13 protein-coding genes are annotated in these 11,202 nt (G+C 70.7%); 11 read left to right on the forward strand and 2 right to left on the reverse strand.

The window, feature by feature from the left end; genetic code table 11:
- Positions 1-133 precede the first annotated feature (133 nt).
- The 4 genes from OB08_RS04835 (at position 134) to OB08_RS04850 (ending at position 3,444) form a co-directional block, all read left to right on the forward strand.
- Positions 134-961: a DUF4397 domain-containing protein gene (locus OB08_RS04835; RefSeq protein ID WP_461472686.1), complete on the forward strand. Its 828-nt coding sequence runs from the start codon at positions 134-136 to the stop codon at positions 959-961.
- Positions 962-981: 20 nt separating this feature from the next.
- A complete protein-coding gene (locus OB08_RS04840; RefSeq protein WP_461472688.1) occupies positions 982-1,599 on the forward strand; it encodes a class F sortase in 618 nt (205 codons plus the stop codon).
- 246 nt (positions 1,600-1,845) lie between these two features.
- A complete protein-coding gene (gene dinB / locus OB08_RS04845) occupies positions 1,846-3,042 on the forward strand; it encodes a DNA polymerase IV (RefSeq protein WP_461472690.1) in 1,197 nt (398 codons plus the stop codon).
- A gap of 114 nt (positions 3,043-3,156) precedes the next feature.
- Positions 3,157-3,444 (forward strand): hypothetical protein, encoded by a 288-nt coding sequence (locus OB08_RS04850; RefSeq protein WP_461472692.1) that lies wholly within the window; start codon positions 3,157-3,159, stop codon positions 3,442-3,444.
- Positions 3,445-3,446: 2 nt separating this feature from the next.
- Here OB08_RS04850 and OB08_RS04855 read toward each other — a convergent pair whose 3' ends face one another.
- On the reverse strand, positions 3,447-3,866 hold the full coding sequence (locus OB08_RS04855; RefSeq protein WP_461472694.1) for an NUDIX hydrolase: 420 nt from the start codon (positions 3,864-3,866) through the stop codon (positions 3,447-3,449).
- Positions 3,867-3,891: 25 nt separating this feature from the next.
- Here OB08_RS04855 and OB08_RS04860 point away from each other — a divergent pair, with 25 nt between their 5' ends.
- The 4 genes from OB08_RS04860 to OB08_RS04875 are packed head-to-tail and all read left to right on the forward strand — an operon-like array spanning position 3,892 to position 6,573.
- A complete protein-coding gene (locus OB08_RS04860; RefSeq protein ID WP_461472696.1) occupies positions 3,892-5,397 on the forward strand; it encodes an SDR family NAD(P)-dependent oxidoreductase in 1,506 nt (501 codons plus the stop codon).
- Positions 5,391-5,639, forward strand: coding sequence for a putative acetyltransferase (locus OB08_RS04865; protein WP_461472698.1), 249 nt, complete (start codon positions 5,391-5,393; stop codon positions 5,637-5,639). The genes OB08_RS04860 and OB08_RS04865 overlap by 7 nt, the downstream gene beginning before the upstream one ends.
- A gap of 32 nt (positions 5,640-5,671) precedes the next feature.
- The gene (locus OB08_RS04870) at positions 5,672-6,022 is read left to right on the forward strand and encodes a hypothetical protein (protein ID WP_461472700.1); all 351 of its coding nucleotides are present in this window, start codon (positions 5,672-5,674) and stop codon (positions 6,020-6,022) included.
- Positions 6,023-6,033: 11 nt separating this feature from the next.
- Positions 6,034-6,573 carry a YaeQ family protein gene (locus OB08_RS04875; RefSeq protein ID WP_461472702.1) on the forward strand — a complete coding sequence of 180 codons (540 nt, stop codon included), beginning with the start codon at positions 6,034-6,036 and terminating at the stop codon, positions 6,571-6,573.
- A gap of 10 nt (positions 6,574-6,583) precedes the next feature.
- Here OB08_RS04875 and OB08_RS04880 read toward each other — a convergent pair whose 3' ends face one another.
- Positions 6,584-7,729, reverse strand: a complete 1,146-nt coding sequence (locus OB08_RS04880) for an ROK family transcriptional regulator (RefSeq protein ID WP_461472704.1) — start codon at positions 7,727-7,729, stop codon at positions 6,584-6,586.
- A gap of 139 nt (positions 7,730-7,868) precedes the next feature.
- Here OB08_RS04880 and OB08_RS04885 point away from each other — a divergent pair, with 139 nt between their 5' ends.
- The 3 genes from OB08_RS04885 to OB08_RS04895 are packed head-to-tail and all read left to right on the forward strand — an operon-like array spanning position 7,869 to position 11,196.
- Complete coding sequence (locus OB08_RS04885) at positions 7,869-9,254, forward strand: ABC transporter substrate-binding protein (protein ID WP_461472706.1); 1,386 nt, start codon at positions 7,869-7,871, stop codon at positions 9,252-9,254.
- Positions 9,251-10,291 (forward strand): carbohydrate ABC transporter permease, encoded by a 1,041-nt coding sequence (locus OB08_RS04890; RefSeq protein WP_461472708.1) that lies wholly within the window; start codon positions 9,251-9,253, stop codon positions 10,289-10,291. Before OB08_RS04885 ends, OB08_RS04890 begins: the two co-directional genes overlap by 4 nt.
- Complete coding sequence (locus OB08_RS04895) at positions 10,288-11,196, forward strand: carbohydrate ABC transporter permease (RefSeq protein ID WP_461472710.1); 909 nt, start codon at positions 10,288-10,290, stop codon at positions 11,194-11,196. The genes OB08_RS04890 and OB08_RS04895 overlap by 4 nt, the downstream gene beginning before the upstream one ends.
- Positions 11,197-11,202 lie beyond the last annotated feature (6 nt).

Genomic DNA, 11,202 nt, shown 5'->3' on the forward strand with positions numbered 1-11,202 from the left:
GAGCGGCCGGCGGGATGGCCGAAGCAGTCATCGCGCAGGCGGCCGCATCTCCCGATCTGCATCCAAATGAATACGTCCCGGGGAATCACCTTCCGATGGGCGGCGACGGGCCGCTCGGACGAAGGAGACCATCGTGCGAAACAAGATTCTCGCGGGCATCGCCGCCGGGGCCGTTGCCGCCCTGGGAATGATCGCCCCCGCCAGCGCCGACACGGCCGGCAACGCCGTCCTCTCGGTGCTGCACGGCATCCCTGACACCCCGGTGGACGTGTACGTCAACGGCGCGCTCACGCTCGATGACTTCCAGCCCGGTGACCTCGCGGGTCCGCTCGACCTTCCGGCGGGCGACTACGAGGTCGCGCTGACCGCTCCCGACGCCACGGACGACAGCGCTCCGGTGCTCGGTCCCGCCACTCTCACGCTCGAGGCGGACACCAACTACACCGCTGTCGCGCACCTCGACGAATCGGGCGCGCCCGTGCTGACCCCGTACGTGAACGACACCTCGCCGACCGCAGCCGGTGAGGGGCGTCTCACCGTCCGACACGATGCGGCCGCCCCCGCGGTCGACGTGCTCGCGGGTGGCACGCCGGTCATCGAAGGACTCGCGAACCCCGACGAGGCGTCGCTGGATCTGCCCGCCGGCACGGTCGAGGCATCCGTCGCAGCCGCAGGCACGACCGACCCTGTGATCGGTCCTGCTCCGGTCGAGATCCAGGAGGGCGTGCTCACCATCGTCTACGCGTGGGGGAGCCTCGAGGACGAGAACCTCGACCTCGCCGTCCAGACGATCACCGGACTGCACTCCGCCCCCGACGGCGTGAACTCCGGCACCGGCGGCCAGCTCGCCCAGCGGGACGCACTGCAGCAGGCGATGTGGATCATCGGCGGCCTCATCGTCGCGACGGGCCTGGCCGCGGCATCCGCCGTCGCCGTCGTCCGTCAGCGGGCAGACCGCTGACCACCGGCGCCATGCGGAGGATGGCCGCGGGGGTCCCGATAGCCCTCGCGGTCATCCTCGTGCTCGCGGGATGCGGTACGCAGCCGCCCGCCCCCGAGTCGGCTCCCGCGCCCACCGCGACCGCGACAGTGCGGCCGACCCCTGCGGTCGACGTGCCGGTGGCGGCGGCGACCCCGGCTCCCGCGCGCACGCCGTTGCCGCCCGTGCGCGTGGCGATCGGGGCGATCGGCGTCGACATGCCCGTGGAACCCGTCGGCGTCGAGATAGGCGGTTTCATGGAGCTGCCCGTCGATCCCGCGGTCGGCGGGTGGTACCGATTCGGCGCCGACCCGACGAGCCCCGACGGCAACGTCGTGATCTCGGCGCACGTCGATGCGCCCCGATACCCGATCGGGCCGTTCAGCCGGCTGCGCGAACTCTCGCCGGGTGAACTGATCGAGGTGACGGATGCCTCGGGCCGCGCGCATCGGTACGGACTGGCGACGGTCACCTACTACCCGAAGGCCGATCTTCCCGTGGCCGAGCTCTTCGCCCGCTCCGGCGCGCGCGACCTGGTGCTTATCACGTGCGGAGGAGAGTTCGACCCCGGCACCGGGCGATACGCCGACAACGTCGTGGCGGTGGCGCGTCCGTTGTGAGCATGTGCGGTGCGGCTCCCCTCGCCGAGAGCCGCACCGTTACCGACGACAGTAAGGGTCCGAGAGAGGGCGAAGATCGGTCTGTCCGGAATCAGCCGTCCGGGAGCCGGGAGCGCATCGCAGTCTCCTCTCACCTCCGATCGAGGGGCCACTCGGCGGCCGGTCACTTTTCCCGGGTCTCCGCGCCGCATGTCGTCGCCTCCTGCGATCATCGTTCGAACAAAGGACCGAATCTCCGGAGGGTGCATGCGCGGCGAGGCGACGGTGCTGCACGCCGACCTCGACGCCTTCTACGCCTCGGTCGAGCAGCGTGACGCGCCGGCGCTGCGGGGCCGGCCGGTCATCGTCGGCGGGGGCGTCGTACTGGCAGCGAGCTACGAGGCGAAGGCCTGCGGTGTGCGCACGGCGATGGGCGGGCGGCAGGCGCGCGACCTGTGCCCCGACGCGATCGTCGTGCCGCCGCGGATGGAGGCGTACTCTGCCGCGAGCCGCGACGTCTTCGCCATCTTCCGCGACACGACGCCGCTCGTCGAGGGCATCTCGATCGATGAGGCGTTCCTCGAGGTCGGCGGGCTCCGGCGGATCGCGGGTTCGCCCGAGCAGATCGCGATGACGCTGAGGGCCCGCGTCCGCGCAGAGGTCGGGCTGGCCATCTCGGTCGGCGTCGCCCGCACCAAGTTCCTCGCGAAGGTGGCGAGCGCCGTCAGCAAGCCGGACGGGCTGCTGATCGTCGAGCCCGAGCGAGAGGAGGCGTTCCTTCTTCCGCTGCCCGTCGAACGGCTGTGGGGCGTCGGCGCCGTGACGGCCGAGAAGCTCCACCGCCTCGGCATCCGCACCGTCGGGCAGTTGGCCGAACTCGAGGCCGCCACCGCCGAGCGGCTGCTCGGCCGGGCCGCCGGCGCGCACCTGCACGCGCTGGCCCGGCTGCGCGACCCGCGCCCGGTCGACTCCACGCGCCGCCGCGGCTCGATCGGCTCGCAGCGCGCTCTCGGCAGCCGGCCCCGCACCGCCGACGAGCTCGACCTCTTCCTCACGCAGATCGTCGACCGGCTCGGACGCCGGCTGCGCGAGCACGACCGCGTCTGCCGCACGGTCGTGCTGCGCCTCCGCTTCGGCGATTTCGCCAAGGCCACCCGCTCCCACACGGTGCGCACGCCGACCGACCGCACCGCCCTGCTGCTCGCGGTCGCGCGCGGGCTGCTCGCCGCCGCACAGCCCGAGATCGACGAGCGCGGCATCACGCTCATCGGCGTCTCGCTGTCGCAGCTGGGGCGGGCCGACAGCATCCCACCCGAACTGCCGATCGACTGGGACGACGGAGCACGCCTCGATACGGTCCTCGACGCCGTGCGCGACCGCTTCGGGGCGGCGTCGGTGTCGCGCGCGGCGCAGCTGGGTCGCGATCCGGGCTGGTCGACGCCGCTGCTACCCGAGCACGAGTGACGCCCGGCCGGCTCAGAGATCCGCCTCCGCGTCAAGACCCCCCTCGTCGGCGCGCGGGCGCGCCATCATCGACTCAGGCGCGACTGGGCGCCCTGGGGTGCGAGGGAGCGTTCCATGCACACGACGCGCGTCATCACAACCGGCGATCCGCGGCCGGAGCTGCTGTGGGTGGGCGACGGCGCCTGGGTCGCGTGCGACCCGACGGTCGCCGCCGACGATCCCCACCGCGTCATCGCCTATGTCGAGTGCAAGGACCACATCGTCTACGTGCTCTGGGTGCACGGCGGTGGCGGCGTGACGGAGTTCCCGTCGCTCCGCGACGCTCTTGCGGCGATCGGCGAGCGGATGGCCGACCGGCACGTCGCCTCCGGCGACCTCGCCGACGCGGTCCCGGTCGGCTGAGGTCAGACCGCCGGGAGGAAGTTCTCGCGCGCCAGCGGCGCGATCTCGATGACATGCGCGTCGGCGCGGCCGACCCAGCGCAGCTCCGCGATCTCGGCCCCCACCGCCGGCTGCTGGGCGCCGATGTCGACCTCGAACACGTCGGCGACCACCAGGAAGCCGGGCTCGTTCGCGGCCGCGGCGGTGAACGAGCCGAGTGCGCGCAGTTCATCCGCAGGAACCCGGATGCCGAGTTCCTCGGCCAGTTCGCGGCTCAGGGTCTCACTCGGCGACTCGCCCGCCTCGGGCTTGCCTCCCGGCTGCATGAACGCGGTCGTGCCCTCCTTGCGCACCAGCAGCAGGCGCCCGGCCGCGTCGAGGATCACCGCGGCCGAGACGTGGATCCGGCGCGCGGCGGGGCGGCCGTCGGTGGGAGGGGTCACCGTGGCACGGTAACAGGTCGCACCCATGCGGGCCGACGTAGAATCGCGTGTGCCTCCCGAGACCCCCGCCCCGTCCGACCTGCCGCCGAGCGGCATCGATCCGTCGGACCTCGAGGTCACCCTCCGGGTGCTCGGCAACATGGCTGGGCTCGACGAGACGCACCCCGACTTCGTCGCCGTGCGCCGCGCCACCGCCGCCATGTTCAAGGCCGTCAAGAAGGTGCGCCGTCGCGAGATCCGCGACGCCATCGCGCAGGCTGACCGGGCGGTCGTCGCCGCCACCGCCACCGGGGCTCCCGACCGCATCGACGACGAGACCCGCGGCATCCCGATCAGCACCACCACGACCGCCCCGACCGCCGGCACGCTCCTCAAGGCGCGCGGCTGCTACATCTGCAAGCAGCCGTACACGATCGTCGACGCGTTCTACCACCAGCTCTGCCCGACCTGCGCGGCGATGAGCCACGCCAAGCGGAACGCGCGCACCGACCTCACCGGCAAGCGCGCGCTGCTCACCGGCGGACGCGCGAAGATCGGCATGTACATCGCGCTGCGACTGCTGCGCGACGGCGCCCACACGACGATCACCACCCGCTTCCCGCGGGATGCGGTGCGCCGCTTCAGCAGCCTTCCGGATGCCGCGGACTGGATCGACCGGCTGAAGGTGGTCGGCATCGACCTGCGCGACCCTGCGCAGGTGATCGGCCTCGCCGACGAGGTCGCAGCTGCCGGTCCCCTCGACATCCTGATCAACAACGCCACCCAGACGGTGCGGCGCTCGCCGGGCGCGTACCAGCCCCTCGTCGACGCCGAGCTGGCCCCGCTTCCCGACGGGCCCCTCCCCGAGCTGGTCACCTTCGGGCACACCAACGACCGGCATCCGCAGGCTCTCGAGCGCTCGGTCACCGCCCACCCGATCCTGGCCGCCGCCGCTGCCCGCGCCGACGAGCTGACCGAGCAGGCGATGGCGGCCGGTTCGAGCTCTCTCGAGCGGCTCGCCGCCGGCACGGCCATCGACGCCGGCGGACTCATCCCCGACCTCGACCACTCGAACTCGTGGGTGCAGCGTGTGGAGGAGGTCGACCCGCTCGAGATGCTCGAGGTGCAGCTCGCCAACACCACCGCTCCGTTCCTGCTGGTGTCGAGGCTGCGTCCCTCACTCGCGGCGAGCAGCGCGCGCCGCACGTACATCGTCAACGTCAGCGCGATGGAGGGCGTGTTCAACCGCGGCTACAAGGGGGCGGGGCATCCGCACACCAACATGGCCAAGGCGGCGGTCAACATGCTCACCCGCACGAGCGCCCGCGAGATGTTCGAGACCGACCGCATCCTCATGACGAGCGTCGACACGGGCTGGATCACCGACGAGCGCCCCCACCCCACGAAGGTGCGACTCGCCGAGGAGGGCTTCCACGCCCCGCTCGACCTCGTCGACGGCGCGGCGCGCGTGTACGACCCGATCGTGCGCGGTGAAGCCGGCGAAGACCTCTTCGGCGTCTTCCTCAAGGACTACGCGCCGGGCGCATGGTGAACCTGCCGCCGGTCGGCCACCGCGTCGTCGTGCGCTATCTGCTGCCGACAGGGCAGGCGACCGATGCGCTCGGAGAACTGCTCGAAGCGGATGCCAGGGCCGTCGTCGTCGACGGCAAGCGGGGCGTCGAGCGCATTCCGGTGGCCGACATCATCGCCGCGAAGGAGGTGCCGCCGGCTCCTGCCCCGCGGCACCGGCGCCCGCCGGGCGAGCCGGGCGAGGCGGCCATGCCCACGGCCTGACGCGCGGCCCGCGCCGGGCGTACCGTGGCGGCATGGCCGAGGGCGTCTATCTCGCAACCACCTACCGCTTCGTCTTCGATGTGACCGGTCCGCCAGGCAGCGGCGAGCGGCGGGTCGCCACGCGCTTCCATGTGCTGAGCGCCGGCCGCTTCCACCGGGGATGGGACCTGCCGGGCGTCCCCGGCGGTGTGCCGGCCGCGTATGACTTCGCAGCCGCGGAGCGCGACGATCCCTACAACGCCGGCGCGTACGAGGTCGATGGCGAGACGATCGTGTTCCATCCGGTGCAGGGCGACCCCGAGCACGCAGCGCTCGACGGCGATGCGCTCCTCGCCGAGGGGCTGCGCTTCGAGCGCGCGACGCCCGGCCCGACACCCGCGTAGGCTCGAGCGCTATGGCACTCGGCGCGACCATCCACACCTTCGACGTGTCGCTGGCCGACGTCGATCGCGGCGTCTACGACGACCTGACGCTGCGCGTCGCGCGGCATCCATCCGAGACCGACGCGTACATGATGACCCGCTTGCTGGCCTACTGCCTCGAGTTCGAGGAGGGCATCGTCTTCAGCGAGGGGATCTCCGCAACCGACGAGCCGGCGGTCCTCGTGCGTGACCTCACCGGACGCGTCACCGCGTGGATCGAGGTCGGCGCACCCGACGCCGATCGGCTGCACTACGGCAGCAAGCTCGCCGGGCGTGCGGTCGTCTACACCCACCGCGATCCGGCGAAGGTCATGGCGCCGTGGGCGGGCAAGCGCATCCACCGGGCCGAGGACCTCGTCCTCTACAGCTTCGACCCCGGGTTCATCGACCAGACGGTGGCCGGCCTCGAGCGCCGCAACACCATGACGCTGTCGGTGACCGAGCGGCAGCTGTACCTCGAGCTGAACGGCACCAGCACGAGCTCGGCGATCCACGAGCACCGGCTGGCCTGAGGCCGGTCCCTCATCGCGCGAGTGCGCCGTTGACCGCCGCCGCGGAGTACTCCCGGTCGACCACGAGGGCGGCGAGGCCGACCGTCGCCGCGCGCTCTCCGAGCGTCGACTGGCTGATCGTGAGGTGCCGCGTCGCACGGGGAAGCGAGCGCGGATAGAGGGTCTCGCGCACGCCTGCGAGGAGCGGCGCCGAGGCGAGCCGTCCGCCGAGCACCACTTCCGCCGGATTGAGCAGCGACACGACGGTGGCCACGACCTCGCCGATCACGCGGCCCGCCTCCTGCGTGAGCCGGGCCGCGTCGGTGTCGCCCGCCGCCAGGTAGGCGCCGACATCCGTTCCCGAGGTCGCGGGCTTGCCGAGCTCTGTCATCGCGCGGGCGATCGCGCCCCCGGATGCGACGGCGGCGAGGCAGCCGTATGCGCCGCACTGGCACAGCATGTCGTCGTGGCCCGCGATCTTCACGTGCCCGATGTCGCCCGCGCCGCCGTCGGTTCCGCGGTAGACCTGACCGCCGAGGACGATGCCGGATCCGATGCCGGACGAGACCTTGATGAAGCAGAGCGAGCGCGATTCGGGATGCGCACGCCGCTGCTCGCCGAGGGCGGCGGCATCGGCATCGTTCGACACGAGCACGGGGATCCCGAGGGCATCGTGCACGTGCTCGGGGATCGGGAAGGCGTCCCAGCCGGGCATGATCGGCGGCTGGCTGGGGCGACCGGTGTCGGGATCCACGGGACCCGGCACGCTGATGCCGATCCCGCCCAGGCGGCCCACACCGTCGGCGCGGTCGATGAGGCGCCGGGCGATCTCGGTGATCGCGGTGAGCGTGCGGGCGGGACCGTCCGCGACGGCCACATCGATCCTGTCCTCGGCGAGTATCCGGCCGCCGAGGTCGGTGAGGGCCACGCTCGTGTGCGTCGTGTCGACGCTCGCCGCGACGATCGTGGCGTGCGCGTCGTTGAAGGTCAGGCGGCGACTGGGGCGACCGCCGGTGACGCGCTCGGTCCCCTTCTCGACGACGAGGCCCGCCTCGAGCAGGGCGTCGATGCGCGCCGACACGGTCATCCTCGACAGGCCGGTGAGCTCGAGCACGTCGCCGCGCGTCAACGTGCTGCGGTCCCGTATGAGCTCCAGTACGTCACCCGGTCCGGGCATCCCGACCTCCCTCATCGTCGACAAGAGTCATTATGCTTGACAATTAGACATTACGCATCTAACTTCTAGACATATCCCACATCGGCCGCATTGTGGCGGCTGGAATCACTCTGCAGTATCGAAGCGCAAGGAGGCGCACGTGAAGATCCGTGCCACAGCAGTGACCATGACCGCGGTGTGCGCAGCAGCACTCGCGCTGACCGGCTGCACCTCGTCCGGTGGCGACAGCGGGGATGACACCCTCACCTTCTGGGTCCAGGAGGATCTGCCCGACCGCGTCGCGGCCACCGAGGCCATCGTCGACGCCTTCTCGGGGGAGTCCGGGGTCGAGGTCGAGGTGGTCTCCGTGGCGGAGGACCAGTTCGCCCAGCTCATCACGTCGGCCGCCGCTGCGGGCGATCTGCCCGACGTGATCGGCGGCATCTCCCTCCCGCAGGTGCGCACCCTCTCGGCCAACGAGCTGCTCGACACCGACGCCGTCGGCGCCGTCATCGAGAACCTCGACGCATCGACGTTCTCCGAGAAGGCGCTCGAGCTGACGGCCGACGGCGACACGCAGCTGGCCGTTCCCAGCGAGTCGTGGCTGCAGATGCTCTACTACCGCACCGACCTCTTCGAGGCTGCAGGCCTGGACGCGCCCGACTCGTACGACAAGATCCTCGAGGCCGCCGCGGCACTCGACTCGGCCGACATGGCGGGCTTCGTCGGCGCGACGGCGCCCGGTGACGCATTCACCGAGCAGACCTTCGAACAGGTGGCGCTCGGCAACGACTGCCAGCTCGTCGACTCCGACGGCGAGGTGCAGATCGGCTCCGACGCGTGCGTCGAGTCGTTCGACTTCTACGGTGACTTGATCTCGAACTACTCGGTGCCGGGCGCGCAGGACGTCGACACCACGCGGGCGACGTACTTCGCCGGAGACGCGGCGATGTTCATCTGGTCGAGCTTCGTTCTCGACGAGATGGCCGGTCTGCGCGAGGACGCCAAGCCCAACTGCCCTGAGTGCACCGACAACCCGGCGTTCCTCGCCGAGAACACCGGAGTCGTCACGTCGATCGCCGGGCCCGACGCAGACGGTCCCGCCCAGTTCGGCGAGATCACGTCGTGGACCATCACCGACGGTGCGAACACCGAGGACGCGCAGGCGCTCATCGAGTACTTCATGAGCGACGGCTACGAGGACTGGATCGCCATCGCCCCCGAGGGGAAGGTCCCGGTGCGGTTCGGCACGACCGACGAGCCCACGCTGTACTCCGACTTGTGGGCGACGCTTCCCGCCGGCGTCGACACCAAGGCCCCACTGTCCGACTTCTACGCGCCCGAGGTTCTCGAGGCCGTCGCGGCAGGTCCCGAGAACATCGCACGCTGGGGCATTCCTCAGGGGCAGGGTGACCTGCTCGGCGCACTGCAGGGTGAGCTCCCGGTCGCGACCGCGGTCAGCGAGGTCACCCAGGGCACGGATCCGGCGGCAGCCGCCGAGACCGCAGCCGAGGCGGTGCGCTCCGTCGCGGAGTCGCTCCAGTGACGCAGCTCGCAGGGGGGTCGGACCTTTCGGGTCCGCCCCCCGTCCGCGGGGAAGAAGAGGTCGAGGAGCGGGAGACGGCGCTCGAGAAGCGCGGCTTCCGCCGTTCCTCACGGCAGAGCCGTGACGAGAACCGCACCGGCCTGCTGCTGATCTCCCCCACCCTGATCATCATCACGGTGGCAGTGATCATCCCGATCCTGTGGGCCGTCGCGCTGGCGTTCCAGAAGGTCCGCCTGATCAACATCCGCGACACCGGATTCTTCGGTGCCTACACGCTCGACAACTTCATCAACGTCATCACGTCTCCGGGCTTCCTCAGCGCGCTGTGGACGACGATCGTCTACTCCGTATGCGGCACGGCACTGGCGATCGGCATCGGCCTCATCGCCGCTCTCGCCCTGCGCAAGCCGTTCCGCGGCCGCGGCCTCATCCGCGCTTCGCTGCTTCTGCCCTACGTGGCGCCGGTCGTCGCCGCGACCTTCGTGTGGTCCACGCTGCTCAATCCGCAGTTCGGCTTCGTCAACTGGTTCGGGCAGACCGTCCTGGGATGGGAGGAGCCGGTCGCCTTCCTCTCGCAGCGCTCGCTGCCCGTGTCGATATTCGGCTGGCAGGTCGAGCTCCCCATCGCGCTGATCACCGTCATCCTCTTCGAGGCCTGGCGCTCGTTCCCCTTCGCCTTCCTGTTCCTCACCGCGCGGCTCCAAGCGGTGCCCGAGGTGCTCGACGAGGCGGCCCGGATCGACGGCGCCACTCCCACGCAGCGGTTCCGGCACATCCTGCTGCCCCAGCTCCTGCCGACGATCGCCGTACTGTGCGTGCTGCGATTCATCTGGACCTTCAACAACTTCGACGACATCTACCTGCTGACCGGCGGTGGTGCCGGCACCGAAGTCGTCGCCGTCCGCGTCTTCGACTACATGACCGCGCGTGGCGACATCGGCGCCGCCGCCGCCCAGGCGCTCGTGCTGGCCGCCATCCTGGCCGTGCTCGTGAGCGTGTACCTGAAGCTGTTCGGCCGAGAGGAGGAGCAGGCATGAGCTCCGCGACCCTGCAGAAGCCCGCCGCGCGCGGCGGCTTCAACCGCGACCGGTTCGAGAACGGACTGTTCCGCGTCCTCAAGCCGCTGACGATCATCGTGCTGCTGATCGTCGCGGTGTTCCCCTTCTACTACATGGTCCTCCTCAGTTTCCGGACACTGGACTCGCTGCTGCAGGACCCCGGCGCGCTGTGGATCTCGGTCGACGAGCTCGACCTGTCGACCTACTTCGAGGTGCTCGCCCCGGTGTCGGACGGCGGCCAGGGCTTCGTCGTGTTCATGCGCAACTCCCTGCTGGTCGCGCTCAGCACCGTCGCCCTCACCCTTCTCGTCGCGATCCCGGGCTCGTACGCGGTGAGCCGCCTGGCGTTCTTCGGCCGCCGGCAGGTGTCGGGACTGTTCCTGGCGGTGTACTTCTTCCCCAGCATCCTGCTCGCGGTCCCGCTCTTCGTGTTCTTCACGCAGGTCGGACTGCGGGGATCGCTCGTCGGGCTCGTGATCGTCTACGTCTCGCAGGTGGCGGCGGTGTCGATCTACACGCTGCGGAACTACTTCGCGACCGTGCCCGTCTCGCTCGAGGAGGCCGCCGCGATCGACGGCTGCAACCGGCTGCAGACGATGTGGAAGATCAGCCTGCCGCTCGCGATGCCGGCGCTCGTGTCCAACGGCCTGTTCATCTTCATGATCGCGTGGAACGAGTTCCTCTTCGCCCTGCTGTTCCTCGTCGAGAAGCGCGACTCCTGGACGGTGTCGCTCGGGCTCTCGCAGCTGTCGGGGAGCATCGAGGTGCCCACGACCGTCCTCATGGCGGGGTCGGTCATCCTGACGCTGCCGATCATCATCCTGTTCTTCGCGTCGGAGCGGCTTCTCGTCGGCGGCCTCACGGCCGGCGCCGAGAAGGGCTGACCGGTT

Source organism: Microbacterium sp. HJ5 (assembly GCF_054824025.1).

Excerpts from the sequence above, each read along its gene's own strand:
- OB08_RS04840 (WP_461472688.1), top strand. The coding sequence starts at position 982 with ATGGCCGCGGGGGTCCCGATAGCCCTCGCGGTCATCCTCGTGCTCGCG.
- dinB (WP_461472690.1), top strand. The coding sequence starts at position 1,846 with ATGCGCGGCGAGGCGACGGTGCTGCACGCCGACCTCGACGCCTTCTAC.
- OB08_RS04850 (WP_461472692.1), top strand. The coding sequence starts at position 3,157 with ATGCACACGACGCGCGTCATCACAACCGGCGATCCGCGGCCGGAGCTG.
- OB08_RS04860 (WP_461472696.1), top strand. The coding sequence starts at position 3,892 with ATGCGGGCCGACGTAGAATCGCGTGTGCCTCCCGAGACCCCCGCCCCG.
- OB08_RS04865 (WP_461472698.1), top strand. The coding sequence starts at position 5,391 with ATGGTGAACCTGCCGCCGGTCGGCCACCGCGTCGTCGTGCGCTATCTG.
- OB08_RS04870 (WP_461472700.1), top strand. The coding sequence starts at position 5,672 with ATGGCCGAGGGCGTCTATCTCGCAACCACCTACCGCTTCGTCTTCGAT.
- OB08_RS04875 (WP_461472702.1), top strand. The coding sequence starts at position 6,034 with ATGGCACTCGGCGCGACCATCCACACCTTCGACGTGTCGCTGGCCGAC.
- OB08_RS04880 (WP_461472704.1), bottom strand. The coding sequence starts at position 7,729 with ATGCCCGGACCGGGTGACGTACTGGAGCTCATACGGGACCGCAGCACG.
- OB08_RS04895 (WP_461472710.1), top strand. The coding sequence starts at position 10,288 with ATGAGCTCCGCGACCCTGCAGAAGCCCGCCGCGCGCGGCGGCTTCAAC.